The organism is Candidatus Dormiibacterota bacterium (assembly GCA_035532035.1).
GTDB lineage: Bacteria > Vulcanimicrobiota > Vulcanimicrobiia > Vulcanimicrobiales > Vulcanimicrobiaceae > Tyrphobacter.
On the sequence record DATKRS010000029.1, the window covers coordinates 176122 to 193371 of the forward strand.

General features: G+C 65.5%; 17 protein-coding genes. 12 read left to right on the forward strand and 5 right to left on the reverse strand.

Annotated elements, in window-relative coordinates:
* The first annotated feature begins 85 nt into the window (after positions 1 to 85).
* From dnaX to recR, 3 genes are read left to right on the forward strand one after another with little or no spacing between them, the layout of a single operon-like run.
* The gene (dnaX, locus tag VMV82_09340; GenBank protein ID HUY41755.1) at positions 86 to 1603 is read left to right on the forward strand and encodes a DNA polymerase III subunit gamma/tau; all 1518 of its coding nucleotides are present in this window, start codon (positions 86 to 88) and stop codon (positions 1601 to 1603) included.
* Positions 1600 to 1911, forward strand: coding sequence for a YbaB/EbfC family nucleoid-associated protein (locus VMV82_09345; protein ID HUY41756.1), 312 nt, complete (start codon positions 1600 to 1602; stop codon positions 1909 to 1911). The genes dnaX and VMV82_09345 overlap by 4 nt, the downstream gene beginning before the upstream one ends.
* On the forward strand, positions 1908 to 2507 hold the full coding sequence (recR, locus tag VMV82_09350; GenBank protein ID HUY41757.1) for a recombination mediator RecR: 600 nt from the start codon (positions 1908 to 1910) through the stop codon (positions 2505 to 2507). The genes VMV82_09345 and recR overlap by 4 nt, the downstream gene beginning before the upstream one ends.
* A gap of 106 nt (positions 2508 to 2613) precedes the next feature.
* Here recR and VMV82_09355 read toward each other — a convergent pair whose 3' ends face one another.
* Positions 2614 to 3276 carry a hypothetical protein gene (locus VMV82_09355; protein ID HUY41758.1) on the reverse strand — a complete coding sequence of 221 codons (663 nt, stop codon included), beginning with the start codon at positions 3274 to 3276 and terminating at the stop codon, positions 2614 to 2616.
* Positions 3277 to 3338: 62 nt separating this feature from the next.
* Between VMV82_09355 and VMV82_09360 the strand changes: the two genes are divergently transcribed.
* Entirely contained in the window at positions 3339 to 3944 is a 606-nt protein-coding gene (locus VMV82_09360) for a hypothetical protein (GenBank protein ID HUY41759.1), read from the forward strand.
* Positions 3941 to 4297 (forward strand): transcriptional regulator, encoded by a 357-nt coding sequence (locus tag VMV82_09365; protein HUY41760.1) that lies wholly within the window; start codon positions 3941 to 3943, stop codon positions 4295 to 4297. The genes VMV82_09360 and VMV82_09365 overlap by 4 nt, the downstream gene beginning before the upstream one ends.
* On the opposite strand, the gene VMV82_09370 is transcribed toward VMV82_09365, so the two are convergent.
* Positions 4231 to 4863, reverse strand: a complete 633-nt coding sequence (locus VMV82_09370; protein ID HUY41761.1) for an MOSC domain-containing protein — start codon at positions 4861 to 4863, stop codon at positions 4231 to 4233. The genes VMV82_09365 and VMV82_09370 overlap by 67 nt on opposite strands.
* Positions 4864 to 4916: 53 nt before the next feature.
* On the opposite strand from VMV82_09370, the gene VMV82_09375 reads away from it, so the two are divergent.
* Positions 4917 to 6089 carry a hypothetical protein gene (locus tag VMV82_09375; GenBank protein HUY41762.1) on the forward strand — a complete coding sequence of 391 codons (1173 nt, stop codon included), beginning with the start codon at positions 4917 to 4919 and terminating at the stop codon, positions 6087 to 6089.
* A 9-nt stretch (positions 6090 to 6098) separates the two neighbouring features.
* Here the strand turns inward: VMV82_09375 and VMV82_09380 are convergent, their stop codons facing one another.
* Both VMV82_09380 and VMV82_09385 read right to left on the reverse strand, forming a co-directional pair.
* Positions 6099 to 7103, reverse strand: coding sequence for a hypothetical protein (locus VMV82_09380; protein ID HUY41763.1), 1005 nt, complete (start codon positions 7101 to 7103; stop codon positions 6099 to 6101).
* 8 nt (positions 7104 to 7111) lie between these two features.
* Entirely contained in the window at positions 7112 to 9160 is a 2049-nt protein-coding gene (locus VMV82_09385; GenBank protein ID HUY41764.1) for a M48 family metalloprotease, read from the reverse strand.
* Between the two features lie 112 nt (positions 9161 to 9272).
* Between VMV82_09385 and minC the strand changes: the two genes are divergently transcribed.
* The 6 genes from minC to VMV82_09415 all read left to right on the forward strand — a co-directional run bounded on the left by minC (position 9273) and on the right by VMV82_09415 (position 15870).
* Positions 9273 to 10064 (forward strand): septum site-determining protein MinC, encoded by a 792-nt coding sequence (gene minC / locus VMV82_09390; GenBank protein HUY41765.1) that lies wholly within the window; start codon positions 9273 to 9275, stop codon positions 10062 to 10064.
* A complete protein-coding gene (gene minD, locus VMV82_09395) occupies positions 10061 to 10861 on the forward strand; it encodes a septum site-determining protein MinD (GenBank protein HUY41766.1) in 801 nt (266 codons plus the stop codon). Before minC ends, minD (VMV82_09395) begins: the two co-directional genes overlap by 4 nt.
* A gap of 1 nt (position 10862) precedes the next feature.
* Complete coding sequence (gene minD, locus VMV82_09400) at positions 10863 to 11729, forward strand: septum site-determining protein MinD (GenBank protein HUY41767.1); 867 nt, start codon at positions 10863 to 10865, stop codon at positions 11727 to 11729.
* Positions 11726 to 12088 (forward strand): cell division topological specificity factor MinE, encoded by a 363-nt coding sequence (gene minE, locus VMV82_09405; GenBank protein ID HUY41768.1) that lies wholly within the window; start codon positions 11726 to 11728, stop codon positions 12086 to 12088. The genes minD (VMV82_09400) and minE overlap by 4 nt, the downstream gene beginning before the upstream one ends.
* A 40-nt stretch (positions 12089 to 12128) precedes the next feature.
* Positions 12129 to 13268 (forward strand): rod shape-determining protein RodA, encoded by a 1140-nt coding sequence (gene rodA, locus VMV82_09410; GenBank protein ID HUY41769.1) that lies wholly within the window; start codon positions 12129 to 12131, stop codon positions 13266 to 13268.
* 187 nt (positions 13269 to 13455) lie between these two features.
* A complete protein-coding gene (locus tag VMV82_09415) occupies positions 13456 to 15870 on the forward strand; it encodes an Rne/Rng family ribonuclease (protein ID HUY41770.1) in 2415 nt (804 codons plus the stop codon).
* Positions 15871 to 15874: 4 nt separating this feature from the next.
* Here the strand turns inward: VMV82_09415 and VMV82_09420 are convergent, their stop codons facing one another.
* The gene (locus VMV82_09420; GenBank protein HUY41771.1) at positions 15875 to 17230 is read right to left on the reverse strand and encodes a S41 family peptidase; all 1356 of its coding nucleotides are present in this window, start codon (positions 17228 to 17230) and stop codon (positions 15875 to 15877) included.
* Between the last annotated feature and the right edge of the window lie 20 nt (positions 17231 to 17250).

Consider the following 17250-nt stretch of genomic DNA (forward strand, 5'->3'; position numbering starts at 1 on the left):
ACGCAGCATAGAGAGCAAAGGTTGCGATGTTCAGGGTCTACCCTCGTGCAGGCTCCTCCAAACGGCGCTGCGTAGCTTGTGAGGCATGTCCCTGTACCGAGCGTGGCGCCCGAAGAGCTTCTCCGAGCTCGTCGGCCAGGATAGCGTCGTCCGCACGCTCACGAGCGCTCTCGCAGCCGGGAAACTGGCCCACGCGTACCTTTTTTCGGGTCCGCGCGGCTCCGGGAAGACCTCGGCTGCGAAGATTCTCGCGCGCTGCATCGACTGCGTTGCCGGACCGACCCCGACGCCGGACAACACCTGCGAAAACTGCCGGGCGATCATCGACGGCACGGCGCTCGACGTTCTCGAAATCGATGCCGCCAGCAACCGCGGAATCGACGAGATCCGTGCGCTACGCGATGCGGTGAAGTTCGCACCATCCGCCATGCGGATGAAAGTCTACATCATCGACGAGGCGCACATGCTCACGAAGGAGGGCGCAAATGCCTTTTTGCGCACGCTCGAGGAGCCGCCACCGCACGCGGTCTTCATCCTCGCAACCACCGAGCCGGAGCGCTTGCCCGTCACGATCCTGTCGCGCTGTCAGCGGTATGCGTTTCGTCGCATCTCGATCCCGGTGATCATCGCGCGCATGCGCGAGATCGCGCAATCGGAAAACATTCGCATCGACGACGCGGCGCTGGCGGCGATCGCCTATCGCGCCGACGGCGGTCTGCGGGACGCACTCACCATGCTCGAGCAGGCGGCGGCCTTCGGCGGCAATGGCGCAACGATCGACGCGAAAACGATCGATCTCGCCTTCGGCTCCGCTGGGCGGGAACAGGCAGCGGCGCTCGTTGACGCAGTCCTGGCATGCGACGCCTCCGCCGCGCTGCGCGCGATCGAAGAGGCGAGCGACGCAGGCGCGGACCTCGCCGTCTTGACGCGTACGCTCGTCGCAGAGTTTCGAAACATCCTCGTGGCGCGGATCGATCCGCAACTGCTGGCGCGCGATCTCGCTCCGGAAGACGCGGCCCGAGCCACGCGGATCGCGCCCGATCTTCCCCAGACGAGGATCGTACGAGCGTTGCGCGTTCTCTCCGATGCACTTGCGCTTGCGCGCATGGGCGGTAACCCGCGCTTGGAGCTCGAGACCGCTCTGCTGCGCTTCATGCTCGAACAGCAAGACGTTGCCGACACAGCGCCTCCGAAGCGCCGGGAAGCGCAGCCATCCGTAAAAGCGCCGCCGGCGCCGCCGCCGCAGAAAGCGGTACCGAAGAGCCAGGGCGACCTTTCGTTGCAGCACGTTCGGGCTGCGTGGCAGAGCATTCGATCGAAGGCTGAAGGGCAGCGGCAGTCGCTGCGCGCTCCGCTCTCCCGAGCGGTCGTGGAGGCCGTAGACGCGAAGGCTATCACGCTCGGGTTACCGGAGCCGTGGATCGCAGACGCGCTCCTCCAGCACGCAAAGCTGATCGAGCGAGCAATCGAGGACGTGTTGGGGGTCGCGCTCGCGGTAAAGGTTCGTGTGGACGGCTCGGTGCGCGCGAACGCTACTGCGCCCGAGCCCGAAGATGCCGACGAGCTGTTCGATTATGCAAGCGAAGTGATACGAGAGAGATGATGAATCCGGCGAACATGATGGCCCAAGTCAAGAAGATGCAAGCCGAGATGCTGAGAGTCCAGGAGGAGCTAGCGGCGACGGTCGTCTGCGGCTCCGCCGCCGCAGGAGCGGTTCGCGTCGAGATGACGTGCGATCAGCGCGTGAAATCCGTGAAGATCGATCCTCAGGCGATCGATCCCGGCGACGTCGAGACGCTGGAAGACCTGATCGTCGTCGCAACGAACGACGCTCTGCAACGCGTCGGCGAGGAGTCGCAGAAGCGGATGAACGCCGTCACCGGGGGCATGCGCATTCCGGGCCTCTCGTGACCGGATCGATCGCCGGTCCGCTGCAAGCGCTCATCGACGAGTTTGCAAAGTTTCCGACGATTGGGCCAAAGACCGCCGCGCGTCTCGCGTTCTATCTGCTCTCTCGCCCCCGGCACGAAGCGCAGTCGCTCGCGGAAGCGATCTTGGCGGTGAAAGACAACGTGCGCTTCTGCTCGATCTGCTTCGGTTTGACGCAGAGCGATCCATGCGACATCTGTACCGACGAACGGCGCGAGAACACGATCTGCGTCGTTGCGGAGGCGAAAGACGTCTACGCGATCGAGCGCACCGGTGCGTACAAGGGCCGCTATCACGTCCTCGGAGGCCTCATCTCACCCATCGACGGCATCGGCCCCGCGCAAGTGCGCTTGCGCGAGCTGCTGGAGCGCGTCGGCAGCGAGCGTCCGAGGGAAATCGTTCTCGCAACGAATCCGAACGCCGAGGGAGAGGCGACGGCGCTCTACCTCTCGCGCGTCATCGCGCCGCTCGGCGTCGTGGTGACGCGTCTTGCGTATGGATTGCCCATCGGCGGCGATCTCGACTACGCGGACGAGATCACGCTCGCTAAATCGCTCGAGGGTAGAACGACACTCTAGCAAGCTAGAGCTTCCCCTCGTCACGGGATCGGAAATACGGCGCGTCCTGGAGTCAAACGGTGTTCTCGCCGGCGGCGGCGTCAACCGGAAGCCGGTGAAACGCACGCTACGGTTGCGGCGTGTACCGCACGACGACCGTGAACTGCGTCGGCGCGACGCCCGTCGAGAAGAGTTCGGTCCGCGATGTCTGCGCGGCGCGGATCGTGATCTGCACGAGCGCGTTTCCGCCGACGGCGCCGCCGCCGCCGAACGCGTACTCCACCGGCACGACGGTCGCACCCGCGAAGAGCGGATCGTAGATGGGGCTCGCGGGGTCGGTGAGCGCGCTCGCGGGGAAGAGACGCGCCGTAAAACCCGTAATGCCGCTGGCTGACGAGCCCGGCGCAGGCGAGCTCCCCGCCGCGACGACGTAGCGCGTGACGGTCTGCGCTGCTGCGTCGAAACGATAGACCCAGTGAAAGATGCGCCGCGTGGCGTCTTCGGAGACGAAGTCCACCTCGTGACCGTCGGCGTTGCTTTCGCCGGTAATGTCCGCTGCAGGCACGGCGATGCTCCACGCGCTCGCAGCCTCGCTGCGCATGCGCTCGAGCAGCTGATCGCTCTGGGTACGCGCCAGCATCACGGCGTGCCGCGAGGCGGCGGTGACGACGAGCGCGTGTAGAACAGCGACGAGGAGCGAGAAGACGACCAGCGCGGCGGCGGCACCGACTACGAGATCGAGCAGTGCCGCACCGCGCTGATGGAGCCCGCCGGCTCCATGGCCTCCCACGTCCGAGAGAGTGCCCGTGAAGGCGCTGGATTGGACGCCGGCTTTGTGGTACAAAGTAGGGAATGACCGAGCTGGACCGGGCTCTCTCCGACATCGCCGAGGTCCGCGAGCGCCTGGCAATGGCGCAGCGGTTCAAAGGCTACTCCGGCATCGCTGCGATGATCTCGGGCGGTTTGGCCGTCCTTGCGGGCATCGCTCAGCGCGGCCTCGCTCCGGCACCGCAGGGTCCGTACCAGGAGCACGTCTACTTCGCCATTTGGTTCGCCTGCGCGGCGCTCGCCGCACTCGTGAACTACGGCGCGATCCTGAACTGGTTCTGGAGCGATGCGAGCGCGCGTGACCGCTGGCAGACGCGTACGGTCGGGCTCTCGATCCTCCCGGCGCTGCTGCTCGGTGCCGGATTTTCGTTCGCGCTTCTCGCGCGAGGCGAGACCGTTCTTCTTCCCGGCGTCTGGTACGGCTGTTACGGCGTCGGCCTCTTCGCATCGCGTACGATGCTTCCGCGGGGCGTGGTTCCGATCTGCGCCGCTTTCCTCGCAATCGGCGTCGCGCTGCTCTTCGTGCCATCGCACATCGCGCTCGCGTGGTGGGTGCTCCCCGCGGGGTTCGGCATCGGTCAGGCGGCGATCGGCATCTTCGTGCGCCGCGACACGTTGGTAAAAGCATGAGCACGGCGAAGCTCGATCGCGTATTTCACGAGCGTGGGCGCCTTGCGATCTGCTCGACGCTCGTCGCGCGCAGCGAAGGAATCTCATTTACGCGCCTGCAGAGCGCCTGCGATCTTACCGACGGCAATCTGAACCGCCACCTGCACGCGCTGATGGAGGAAGGCATCGTGGCCACCGAACGGCGCACCGGCGCCGGGCGTCCGCAGACGATTCTCCACATCACCGATGCCGGACGTCGCCGGTTTCTCGAGTACATCGACGCGCTGGAAGCGATCGTGCGCGACGTTCAGCGCTCGACCAAGCGTACGGAGTCGCCGCTGCGCGCCGTCCCCGCACGCAGCACGTCGCAGTAAACGCCCATCTTTGCGTCGCGTTCTCGTGCGATGTAGCGAAGGATTCGAGGGTCGGGCGCGGCGCCGCTCGGGTGGTAGGTAATCGTCACGCAGCGGGAGATCGCTTTGGTGACGAGCAGTCGCACGTCGCCGACGTCGAGGGACGCTCCTACGAGCGCCGATTCACCGAAACGGAAATCCTCCGCAGCCTGCGCGAAGAAGTTCGGTCGAAAGCGCTCGGGCTCGACCGCGTAGCCTACATGCGCGCTCACCTCGTCGAGCCAACGGTCGAAGATGAGTGAGATCGCGCCGCTGAAATAGAACCGTTCGCCGTTTTCGACGCGAATGCCGACGCCGCGCCCGCGCGCGAGCGCGACGGCAACGCCGGTATCTCCCGTGAGATGCAGCCCTTCGTGCTCCATGCCGCGATACGCGCGCCCTACGCGCGCGTGACCGCTTTCGACGATGAGCTGCCGCGTCCGATCGCCACGGACACCGCCGTCCCAGATCTCCGCCGACTGCAAGAGTTCGCCGGCAAGGCTCTTGACGGGGTAACGCCGGATCCACGCGAGCGTTCCAAGCGGCATCGGTCCGTGCTTCGCGAGGAGGCGCTCCCAATGCTCCAGAAGGCGCGGACGTCATGGATGCATCGGCTCCGGTTCTGCTGCGTCCCCTGGGCATCGGCGAGATCATCGACCGCGCGCTCGCCGTGTACGTTCGCAACTTCGTTGCGCTGACGGCGACGGCACTGATCGTCCTCTTCGTTCCGCTCGTCCTCGCGCAGTACTTCCTGCTCGACGCCCAAGCCGGAGCGTTTCAGAGCATGATCGAGGTCTTCCGCCACGCAGCATCGGGAACGCCGGCGTCGCCGCAAGCGCTCGAGCGGCTGATTTCGTATCCGGAGTTGATGCTCGGCTACGCGTTCGAGGTCGTCACCGTCATCTTGTCGCCGTTTGCATTCAACGCCGTCGCCGCCGGCATCGCGGCCATCTATGCGGGCGGGCGGCCGAGCATCGGCGCGAGCCTCGCGACGGCCTTCGCCCGCTGGGCGCAGCTCCTCGGTTTACTGGCGGTTGAGATACTCATGGTCGTCGGCGCGTATTGCGTGATCGTGGTGTTGGGCGTCGGCATCGTCTTCGGTTCCATCGCCACCGCGAACGCCTTTCCCGATCTCGCGCGATCGCCGCTTACGATTACGGCGCTCGTGCTTCTTGGGCTCGCGCTGCTCGTCGCGTTATGCGTCGTCTGCGGTCTCTTCGCGCTCTCCATGCTCTTCGCGGGATACGCCGTCGTCATCGAGCGCAAGCCCGTGATGGCGTCGGTCGGCTCCGGCTTCGAGCGAATCTTCAATCGTCAGGAGTGGCGGAAGGCGCTCGTGCTCATGCTCGTCGCGCTTCTCGTCGCGTGGGGCATCGGCACGCTCGGCGCGATAGCGGAGTTCGCCTTTCTTTTCATCCCCGGATTACAAGCGGTCGCCGCCCTCACGAGCGCGCTCGTTGCGGTCGTGTCGTGGGCCGTGCAGATGGTGTTCTACTCCGTGTACTATTATGACGTGCGGATTCGACGCGAAGGATTGGATCTCGATGTGGCGCTGCAAGGGTTGGGCGCTTCCGCGTCGCAGGTTTCGTATGCGGCGACGAACCTCGTTTCGGGCGACGAGCGTGCGCTCGTCCACCGCTTCCTGGAGCGGCGCACGGCGCTTCCCGCGAAGAAGCGCGCCGAACTGGCGGAACGGCTCGCACAAAGAATCCGCCCGCGCGTTGGGCCGGATCTCGCGCGGCTCGACGACGAAGGACTGCTGGAGCGGCTCTAGGAGCCGGTCCTAGGTTCCTTCGCCTGGTTTGCGCAGTTTGGTGACGAGGTCGCGTGCGAAGCGCAGCGCGTCGCTCTTCGTCTGTTCGTAGAGCACCGTTGCGTCCTGCTTGGTCATGTGGTTGCCGTGCTCGAGGAAGAACGTGACGCCTTCGCCGACCACGATCGTTCCCGCATACGCGATCGCCCCTTTGATCGCGATGCCCGCGACCGGCACGAAGCCCGCCAGCTCGCGCGCGAGGGCACGCCAGCCGAGGCCGCCGCCGATAACCGGAAGGAGTCGCCAGAGCCGTTGGACGTCGGGGTCCTTACCGTACGCCGCTTCGATGTGCATGAGCAGGACGATTTGAATGCCCGTGATCGCGACGATGTCGCCGGCAGACGCCATCGCTCCGAGGACGAGACCGACGAGCGGGATGTGGTCGACGACGGCGCTGGCGATTGCAACCTTCAAGGAGTTGGCGGCGGCATCGCGCGTGAGCTTCGCGGCGACACTCTCCCGTAGCGGCGCCAAGGCTCGCCCGACGGCGATCTCTGCCCCCCGCGAGCATTCGACGAGGTGCGGGAAAACGCGCGCGCGCAGTGCCGCCGGCGCGAGCGACGGAACGACGTATTCGGCCCACGTGCCGCCGAGCGGGGGCGTCGGCGGCCCCGCGGGCTGCTCGTGCGCGTCGACGGTGATGCAGAGGATCGGGAGACCGAGCGGTTCCAGAACCGCGATGTTCGCGCCGGCGAGATCGCCCGGGCCGCCCAAAAAGAGCACGGCGCGCGATTGCGCGTCCTGCAGCATCGCCGACCCGTCGGAAGGAATCGTTTCGAGGCACGCCGCGGCCTCCGGCGGTACGACGCCGGCGTGTCCGCTCAGGAGCAGCGCGCGCAGCTCGGCAACGAGTGCGCAATCTCCGCAGAGCAAAAAACGGAACGGCTTGCGGACGCGCGCGCCGATCGCTTCCGCATCGATTCCCTTGCGCACGAGCGCGAAGAGATCGCGCGCGCCGATCGCTGCCGAGGACATACCGGCCGTTATACTCCCACGGTGAGCGACCCGGGCGCCGCGCCGCTCAGCTCTTTCGTCGGGTCGTCGGTGTAGTCGAGGTAGACCAGACCCATGAAGATTTCGAGGGGCCAGGCGTGCATGCCGTGTTCGTTGGCGAGATCGACGATGGGGGTATGCGTGCGTAGCGATTCGTCGACGATCGCCTGCGGCGTGCTCGCAATGTCGGCCGCGAGAATCGTAGCGGCGACGACGTCACCCGGCGTGAGACCGTCTAGCACCATCGTGTGATAACCGATTCCGTTCATACCGAACCGCTGCTGCAACGCGTACTGTAGCGTCGCATAGCGCTGCGACGAGCCTCCCAGCCCGAGCAGGGTGATCCGAACCGAGAGCTGACGTGCGCGGGCCATGTTGTAGAGCTGCGACGCCTGCGACGCCGCGGTCGCGGCCGCGTCGAAATCCTGTAGCACCTTGCTCATGCGTGGCTGCAAGCCGTTGTAATCCGGGACGTCGAGGTCGCCGAAGCTGACATATGCATGGTCGAGCTCGCGAAGAAAGTCGTCCAACTCACCGACGCCTTGATCCATGAGCGTCATCGATGCCCGCGACGCGTCGATGGAGCGAATCATGTCGCCGTCGGCAAGCGAGAGCTGCTCGAACATGTGCGTGTAGGACGGAAGAATCGCCAGGGAATCGTCCGGAACCGGATGCATCGCAAGCGGCGCCGCCATCTCGTTCAATATCTCGCGGCTCCCGAGCAGGAGGCCGCCCTCCTTGTCGGTTTGTAGGGAGCCGATGTTGCCGATCACTTGCGAAGCGTCGTCGATGCCGCTGTTGACGGCGCGCGCCATCGCTTCGAGGTTGCTGACGACGGCCGCCATCCGCGAGTTCGGGCGTATCTGCATGTTGCCGAGATTCGGGAGCTCGTAGGAGACGTTTTGGAGGCGCGCCTGGACGGCTTTAAGCTGGTCGCGGGCCTGGTCACGGCGCGTCTCGAGCTGCTGCGCGGCATCGGCGAGCGTCTGGCGCGCGCCGTCCACTGCGGTATCGAGCCGACTGAAGTCGGGATCGACGCGAAGCAACGAGAGCCGATGGATCTCGAGCTCGCGTAGCTCGGCCTCGCGCACTGCGACGAGGGCTCGGGCCTGCGGCGAGCCGAGCTGTGCCGCCTGTGCCAGCGTCTGTCCGCTCTTGTTCGTCAAGCCGAGCGCAAGTTGCATTTGCGCGAGCTTGAGCAGGGCTTCGACGTTGTGCGGGTCCGATTGCAGGATCTTGCCGAGGTCGAGCGCGGCGTAAGAGTAACGGGCGCGCTCGGCGTCCGAGAAGGCTTGCACCAAGCGCTGCTGTTCGGTGACGACGGTCGGGTCGAGTTCTGGATATCCGAGAAGGTGTGCGATGCGTGCCTTTGGATCGGGGTGACCCTGCAAATACTTGTCGACGAGATCGCTGTGCTGGTCCGCCAGCACGTTCATGTGCGCCATCATCGTCAGCATCGCGCGGGGATCGTATCCAGCGCGTGACATCAGCTGTAAGCCGTAACGATCCGCCTCCAGCTCGTCTTCGCGCGACATCTTCGCCATCACCGTTGCGCCGACGAGATTCCCGAAATCGTAAATGAACGGAGAGAAAATCGATGCGATGCCGAGCAGGAGGCTCAGGATCTGCGCCTTCGAGTTCAACGTGACGACGTGACGCCGCTCGATGTGGCCCGTCTCGTGTCCGATCACGCTCGCGAGCTCATCGTCCGACTGTACGAAATCGACCAATCCCTCATCGATGTAGACGAAGCCGCCCTCGGTCGCGAACGAGTTGACGTCGCTCGCCTTGATGACCTTGATGTTGTAGGGGATGTCCCTACGGGCGACTTGCGTCCAAAGCTTGTTCGCGATTGACTGAACGTACGCGTTGAGAAGCGGGTCGGTCTCCACGACCTCGCTGCGCGTGATCTGCTCGTCCTCGGCTTGACCGGCCCGAATCTCCTGTTGCGTCGTGACGGCGAGGGAGCGCGCGGGATAGCAGGAGAGCAGCAGCGCTGCGATGACCGGAAGCGGAAGGACGCGACGAAGCGGCTTCATGGCACAGAGTATTCGCGCTCCACTGTGAATTCCGTGTGGATAAGCCGAAGAACTTGCGAACGACGTGTGGACGACAAGGGAGGCCGGACGGCCCAAGCAGCAATTGCGCCCGATGAACGTGCTGCGCGGTACCGGTAGGGGCCTCGAGGTCGTACTCTCCGAAGGCGACCTCGATGCGGCGCTGGCGGAACTGCATGCTCGGCTTGCTCGCCAGCCCGAGTTCTACCGGGGAAGCAGCGCGACCGCAGTCCTCGGCGAGCAGCTTCCCGCGCCCGAGCAGCTCGAGCGTCTCCGCGCGATTCTCGACGAGTGCGGCATCGCGCTGCGCGCCTTGCGCGGCGGAGCCGAGGCCGAGGAGCTGGCGCGTGCCGAAGGGCTCGAGTTCTCACTCGAGATCCTTGCACCGGGGCTTTCGTCCTCTGCGCGCTCGCTCGTCGCAGACTTCGCCGGCGCTCGCTCTGACATTGCAGCGCGCCGGAGGCGCGGCGAACCGAGCGTCCGCCGCACCGAGCCGCGCGAGGCGCAGTTGCGCTTGGTCGAGGCGGTTACGACCATGTATCACACGGGAACGCTGCGGGGCGGTCAAGCGCTCCACCACGTCGGCAATCTCGTCGTCGTGGGCGACGTGAACCCGGGCGCGGAGGTCGTCGCAACGGGCGACATTCTCGTTTTCGGGCGGCTCGCCGGCGTCGCGCACGCCGGCGCGCAAGGCGACGAACGGGCGCGCGTGTACGCGATGCAGCTTCGCCCCGTGCAGCTGCGCATCGCGGCATGCATCGCGGCGGAAGAACAGGAGAACGCGTCGCGGCCGGCACAGCCGGAGGTCGCATTCGTGCGCGACGCGCATATTACCATCGTGCCGTTCGATCGGCTCGACCGCGAAGTCACGGAGGTGTCAAACTGAGCGCGCGAAAAATCGTCGTCACGTCCGGCAAAGGCGGCGTCGGGAAGACGACCACGACCGTGAACCTCGGAGCGGCGCTCGCCAAGGCGGGCAAGCGCGTCATTCTCGTCGACGCCGACATCGGCTTGCGAAATCTCGATCTCGTGCTCGGGCTCGAGAAACGCATCGTCTTCGATTTGGTCGAGGTCGCGGAAGGGCGATGCCAACTGCGCCAAGCGCTGATTCGTGACAAGCGCTTTCCCGCGCTCTGGCTGCTGCCCGCGTCGCAGACGCGGGACAAGGACGCGGTCACGGAAGAGCAGTTTGCGGCGCTCGTCGACCAGGCCGCGCGCGCTGCCGACTACGTGCTGATCGATTGTCCAGCCGGCATCGAGGGCGGCTTTCGCAACGCGATCGCGGGCGCGGCCGAGGCGATCCTCGTGACGACGCCGGAGGTCAGCGCGATCCGCGATGCAGATCGCGTGGTCGGAAAGCTGACCGACCGCGCCCTGCCGATGCGCCTCATCGTCAACCGGCTGCGCCCGGAGATGGTGCACAGCGGCGATATGCTCTGCGTCGACGACGTATGCGAGGTGCTCGCGGTGGAGCTGCTGGGGATCGTTCCCGACGACGAGGAGGTCATCGATACCACGAATCGCGGCGAGCCGCTCGTGCTCGACGAGACCAATCGCCTTGCAGCCGTCTATCAGAAAATTGCGCGGCGTCTCGAAGGCGAGATCGTTCCGTTCACGACGTTCAATAACGGTGCGCGGCAGGGGCTCTTCGGCCGCCTGTTCGCAGGCCTGAAAGCAGGATAGTGTGATGCATCTCCTCTCCCAGAACGGCGATCCCGCCGAGGGGAACGAGCGGCGCGCGACGACCGGCGAGATCACCAAACTCGGTCGCGCGATCGTCGTTACGTCGGGAAAAGGCGGCGTCGGCAAGACGACGACGACCGCGAATCTGGGAACGGCGCTCGCACGGCGTGGCGCGCGCGTCGCGCTCGTCGATGCGGATATCGGTCTTCGGAATCTCGACATTCTCTTGGGGCTCGAAAATCGCGTGACGCATCATCTTCTCGACGTGCTCGAGGAGAGTGCGACGCTCGACGACGCGCTCATCCCCGACAAGCACAGCGAGAACCTCTATCTTCTGGCAGCGGCGCAATCGCGGGAGAAGGAGGACGTGGACACGGAAAAGATGTGCGCGCTCGTCGCGTCGCTGCGCGAGCGTTTCGATTACGTGCTCATCGATTCGCCGGCCGGCATCGAACGGGGTTTCAGGAATGCCGTTGCCGGCGCGCAGGAAGCGATCGTGGTCTGCACGCCGGAAGTCTCGGCCGTGCGCGACGTGGATCGCGTCGTCGGTCTGCTCGGAAATCGCTTCCGGCCACAGCTGATCATCAACCGGCTGCGACCGCAGCTCGTGCAAAAGGGCAAGATGCTCTCCGTCGAGGACGTCGACGCGATCTTGCGGCTGCCGCTGCTCGGGGTCATCGCCGACGAGCCGCAGATCATCGTCACGACAAATCGAGGCGAACCGCTCGCGCTGCGGCGCGACGGGGCGACCGCGAACGCCTATCATGCGATCGCGGCCCGCGTCGCGGGAGAGAATGTAGCGATGCCGACGGTCGAGCTAAAAAAGCAGAGCTTCCTCGAGCGGCTCCTGCGAGGAGGCCGCGCATGATCGAGTTCTTACGCCGGTTCTTCAGCGCCGCACCGCCGAGCGCGTCGGCGGCGAAAGAGCGCCTGCGGTTCGTGCTCATGACCGATCATCTCGCACTGAGCCCCGAGATCGTCGAGGCGATGAAGCGCGATCTGGTCGACGTCATCTCGCGGCACGTCGAGGTCGATCGGGAGAAGATCGAGGTGACGTTCGAGCGCCAAGACCGCGCGGTCGCGCTGCTCGCCAACATTCCGATCCTCTCCGTCCGGCGGCCGCAGCCGCCCGAGCCTCCCGCGGCTCCGCCGACGCGTCCACGCCGCAAGCGCACCCGCCGCCGCGCGAGCGGCACCTCGCCCACGGAGCCCGCCGCCGCGACGTAGAAACAATAATTCGTGACCCTGTCCGGCGAACGAGGCTAAGGTGGCCTCGCTGGTATTGCGTGGCGATAGCGCGTTGCGGCGGTATCTGCGCAACTTCAACTGGACGCTCGCCCTTCCGTGTGCGGCGATCGCGCTGCTCGGCGTACTGTGCGTGCAGTCCGCAGGACTGCACGACCCAGGCGCGGCGGGAGAGTACCGGCGCCAGATTCTCTACATCGCACTCGGCGTGCCGTTGATGATCGGGCTCTCGCTCGTCGATTATCGAGCGTGGGCGCGGTGGGCGCCGATGCTGTACGTCGCCAACTTGCTGCTGCTCGGATTCATCCTGCGCGGCGGTCATGCGGCGCTCGGTGCGCAGCGCTGGGTATCGCTGGGCCCGCTCGGCACCTTCGAACCATCGGAGCCCGCCAAGCTCGTGCTGGCGATCTCGCTCGCGGCCGTGCTCTGCCGCGGACGCTACGAGCGCCTCGTCGATTTGTGGAAGCCGCTTGCGACGGTCGCGCTGCCGGCATTGCTCATCCTTAAGCAGCCCGATTTGGGAACTACGCTCGTTTTGCTCGCGATCGTCAGCGCACAGCTCTTCTTCGGCCTGCCGAAGATCGGCGACTTCGTGATCTACGCGATGGGCGTGTTGCTGGCAGCGGCGATCGCCGTTGGGACCAACGTCCTGCTCAAACCCTTCCAAAAGGCGCGACTCTTCAGCTTTCTCAACCCTAACGCCGATCCGCAAGGCGCGGGCTACAACCTCGACCAAGCGAAGATCGCGGTCGGCAACGGCGATTGGTTCGGGCGCGGCCTCTATCACGGCACTCAGACGCAGCTGAACTTCGTTCCCGAGCACTCGCGCGATTTCGTCTTCACGGTGCTGGGCGAGGAGATGGGGTTCGCCGGCGGGGTGCTCCTCTTGGCCCTCTACGGCACGATGCTCTACGGCGGCATTCGGACGCTCTTCGCGGCGCGAGACCGCTTCGGCTATCTGCTCGCTGCGGGGTTGACCGCGATGCTCTTCTTCCACGTGCTGGTCAACGTTGGGATGACGGTGGGAATCATGCCGATCACCGGGATCCCGTTGCCCTTCATGTCCTACGGGGGCTCTGCTCTCCTCACCGACTTCGCCGCGGTGGGAATGCTCCTGAACATCTACGGCCAACGCGACCGGGACGTGCTCGGCAACGCGTGATCCCTAGACAGGTTCCTAGCAACTGCTAGAAGGGCAAACTGACGCAGGCTCGAAAGCCCGGCGCAAAGATTTATTCCGGGATGTTGCGGCGGTGCCGCGCGATGACGACGGCCATATGGTCGCTCGAACGCTCGATGGCTTCCCCAGACTCCCGATCCGGATCTTCGGATCCACCAGAGGACGATAGTTGACAACCGAGATTCTCATCTCGAGCGACCCATGGGAGAACCGGGTCGCCATACTGGAGGGCGGCACGCTCTCCGAGCTCTACATCGAACGCGAAGAACGCGTCATCGGCTCGATCTACAAGGGAAAGGTTCAGAACGTGCTGCCCGGCATGGGTGCGGCGTTCGTGGACATCGGCTTGGGCCGCAACGCCTTTCTGTACGTCGACGACATCAACAAGCAACCGCTGAACATCGGCGACGTCGAGATCACGCACGGTCATAGTGGATTTACCATCGGCGAAAAGGTGAAGCGCGGCGACGAGGTGCTCGTGCAGATCGTCAAGGAGCCGCGAGGACTCAAAGGCGCGCGCATCTCGACGAACATCTCATTGCCCGGCCGATATCTGATCCTCATGCCGACGGGCCGGTTCTCCGGCGTTTCGCGCAAGATCGAGTCGGCCGAGGAACGCAACCGTCTGAAGGGCGTGATGAAGCGCATTCGCCCTGAGGGGATGGCGACGGTCGTGCGGACGGCGGCGGCAGGCGTGAGCGAGGCCGAGCTGATCGCGGACCTCGGCGTCCTGATCCGCATGTGGCACGGCATTCTGGAAACCTACAAGCGCGCGCCCGCTCCGGCGCTGTTGCACAAGGACATGAATCTCGTCTACAAGGCGGCGCGGGACTTCGTCACCGCGGACGTCGAGCGCGTGCTGATCGACGATGAAACCGAGTATCGCCGCGTCCGCGAGTTCTTGCAGCTGCTGGGGCCGCAGTATCTCGATCGCGTCCAGCTGCACGAGCGCGGGCACGACCTCTTCAAGGACTTCAACGTCGACGAGGAGCTGCAGCGCCTGCTGCGACCCAAGATCAATCTTCCCGCTGGGGGATCGATCGTCATCGAAACGACGGAGGCGCTGACCGTCATCGACGTCAACTCGGGAAAGTTCACCGGCGGCAAGAATCTCGAAGACACGATCGTGAAGACGAACGTCGAGGCGGCGGCGGAGATTGCGCGGCAGGTTCGCTTGCGGGACATCGGCGGCATCATCGTGGTCGACTTCATCGACATGTCCAGCGAAACGTCGCGCAACCGCGTGGTCAAGACCCTCGAGGACGGCTTGCGCCGCGATCGCACTCGCTCGACGATCCAGTCATTTTCGAACCTCGGCCTCCTCGAGTTCACGCGCAAGCGAATCGGCAAGGATCTCGGCGCGCAGCTCCAAGGGGCGTGCCCGTCGTGTGACGGCCTCGGCGCGGTGATGTCTCCGGAATCGGTGGCCATCGAGGCGTTTCGAGCGATTCGCGATCGCGGCCGTAGCGGCGCCGGTGATTTCGTCGTCTACGTCGCCCCCACGGTCGCGGTGCAGATGGAGTTCTGGTACCGGGACGAGTGCCGCGCGCTCGCGCAGAGTCTCGGTCAGGATATCTATGTACGCGTCGATCCGATGCTCCACCCAGAGCGCTGGCGCATCGAGCGCGTCGCTGCGGTGAAGGACGAAGGAGCGGTTCGCGTCGGCGACGAGCACGACGTAGAGCTGCTCGCCGGCCGGCTTCCGACGGTGACGTCGGCGGCTGCGGTCGTGAACGGGCGCGTCGTCGAGGTGGAGAATGCCGCGAACAACTCCGGCGGCTCCGCGCGCATTCGCATCATCGACGTCGACGACGAGAACGACGCGGTTATCGCCGAGATGATGACGGCAGGGGTTGCGAAGAAGGCGCGCAGGCGCAAGCGCACGGCCGCACCGAGTGCGGCGGAACAGACCAAAGCGCTACGCGAGCTTGCCGAAGAGGCCGCAAAGCAGGCGCAAGGACGGCCGCCGATCGGCATTACGACGGTTACCGAAGAGGAAGAGGCAGAGGACAAGGCGCTTGCAGCCGAAGCGAAGGCACAGCAGCGGCCGGACGCCATCGTGATTGGCGAGGGCACCTCCGGCGAGGAGGCGCACCGCAAGCGGCGCCGGCGCCGCGGACGCAGAGGGCGCGGGCGAGGTCGCGCCACGCTCGAAGCCGCGTCTGCAGTCGGAATCCCCGCTCAGAGCGCAGAGGCGCAGCTCGACGGCCAGCCGGCCGCGCAGCCCGCGCAGCCCGCGCATTCTGAAGAGCAGCATCCGGGCGGACGTAAGCGGCGGCGGCGCCGCGGACGCCGAGGACGGGGTGGATCCATCCTTGCGGTCGCGCCTGCTGCCGCTCCGGCAGTAGAGGCGCCACCGCCGAGCATCAGGCTTCCCGCTGAGGAGCCGCAGGTTGCGAAGCCGACGCGAAGGCGTCGAACGCGCGCGGCGGCGCCCGTGGAGGCGAAGGAAGTTCCAGCGGCCGAACAGCCTGCGCTTCCGCCGGCGGCGACGAAGCGCGCACGTAAGAAAGCGACCGCAAAGAAGTCGAGCGTGGGCGCCTCGACGCGACGCCCGCGCAAGAAGAGGGACGGGGTCTCTTAGCCGGTTAGGAGTTTTCCGCGTTCAACTGCGCAAGTCGGTTCTGGAGAAACTCGAGCGCGCGCTGCAGCTGCACGTCGTGCGGCGGGTCACCGTAGCGGGGATGCTGGTTCTCCGACACCGTGATATCCGGTGAGATCCCGAGATGGTTGATGTCGCGGTTGTGCGGCGTCAGGTATCGCGCGGTCGTGATCTTGATCGCGGAGCCGTCGCCGAGAGGATAGATCGTCTGCACGACGCCCTTACCGAACGTGCGCGTGCCGATGATCGTGCCGACGCCGCTGTCCTGGATCGCGCCCGACGTGATCTCCGAAGCGGATGCAGTGTGCCCATTGACGAGCACCGCGAGCGGAAGCGGTGAGATGGCCGTGTTGTCGGCCTCCCACGTCGTCACATCGGCGTGACGTTCCTCGACCGAGACGATGGGGCCGCTGGAAATGAACTTGGAACTGACCGCGATGGCCGCGTCGAGATAGCCGCCGCCGTTGTCGCGCAGATCGAGCACGATCGCGCGTACGCCCTCCTGCTCCAAGCGATTCAGCGCATCCGCAAGCTCGCTGCCCGTGTCCAGTCCGAACACCGTCAACTCGACGTACCCGATCTTGTTCGGAAGCATCTTCTCGAAGACGCTGACGTCGTGGATTTTCGCCCGCGTGATCACGATCGGCTGCGCAAGCACCTTCCCGTCGCGTTGGATCGTGAGCGAGACGTGCGTTCCCTCGCGGCCGCGCAGATGGCTGCTGGCCTGTTGCGGCGTCATCGATTTGGTCTGCGCACCGTCGATCGAGACGATGAGATCGTCCTGTTCGATCCCAGCCTTGTCGGCGGGGCCGTTGGGGATGACGTTCTCGACGGCGATGTAGTGCGTGCGATCGTCCTGCTGGATGACGATTCCGATGCCGCCGAAGTTCCCTCCGTCGAGTCCTTGGTTCAGCTCCGCGAACTCCTTGGGCGTCAAGAAGACGGTGTAGCGATCGTGCACCGACCGCATCATGCCGTCGATCGCCGCATAGGCGAGCTGATGCACCGGGACGCGGTGCGCGCCGGCGCGTGCGGCGGCTGCGATCTCCGACTCGATCGCGTGGACGTTGCTGCCTTCGAGCCCGTTGGCGCGCAGCACGGGAAGCGTTGCGTGCTTTAAGCCGGCCGACCGAAGCGTGGAGATCAGGTCGCCGCGAACGCTGTCGAGCACCGATTGCGGCGAGACCTTCTGGTAGAAGTCCGTCGTCAGGTGCGTGTAGCTGACCGCAATTTCGCTGCGGTCCGTGGCCGAGAGCACGGACGTGGGAGCTGCGTGAACCGCGGACTCGCCCAAGAGGGCGGCGACGAGGGCGAGTGCGAGGAGAAGCGGGTGGCGATTCATTGGGTCTTTCTTGTTAGGGA

Coding starts and splice junctions, on each gene's coding strand:
- VMV82_09365 (HUY41760.1), top strand. CDS start 3,941: ATGAGCACGGCGAAGCTCGATCGCGTATTTCACGAGCGTGGGCGCCTT.
- VMV82_09345 (HUY41756.1), top strand. CDS start 1,600: ATGATGAATCCGGCGAACATGATGGCCCAAGTCAAGAAGATGCAAGCC.
- VMV82_09360 (HUY41759.1), top strand. CDS start 3,339: ATGACCGAGCTGGACCGGGCTCTCTCCGACATCGCCGAGGTCCGCGAG.
- VMV82_09420 (HUY41771.1), bottom strand. CDS start 17,230: ATGAATCGCCACCCGCTTCTCCTCGCACTCGCCCTCGTCGCCGCCCTC.
- minC (HUY41765.1), top strand. CDS start 9,273: ATGAACGTGCTGCGCGGTACCGGTAGGGGCCTCGAGGTCGTACTCTCC.
- minE (HUY41768.1), top strand. CDS start 11,726: ATGATCGAGTTCTTACGCCGGTTCTTCAGCGCCGCACCGCCGAGCGCG.
- VMV82_09370 (HUY41761.1), bottom strand. CDS start 4,863: ATGCCGCTTGGAACGCTCGCGTGGATCCGGCGTTACCCCGTCAAGAGC.
- dnaX (HUY41755.1), top strand. CDS start 86: ATGTCCCTGTACCGAGCGTGGCGCCCGAAGAGCTTCTCCGAGCTCGTC.
- VMV82_09385 (HUY41764.1), bottom strand. CDS start 9,160: ATGAAGCCGCTTCGTCGCGTCCTTCCGCTTCCGGTCATCGCAGCGCTG.
- VMV82_09375 (HUY41762.1), top strand. CDS start 4,917: ATGGATGCATCGGCTCCGGTTCTGCTGCGTCCCCTGGGCATCGGCGAG.
- VMV82_09380 (HUY41763.1), bottom strand. CDS start 7,103: ATGTCCTCGGCAGCGATCGGCGCGCGCGATCTCTTCGCGCTCGTGCGC.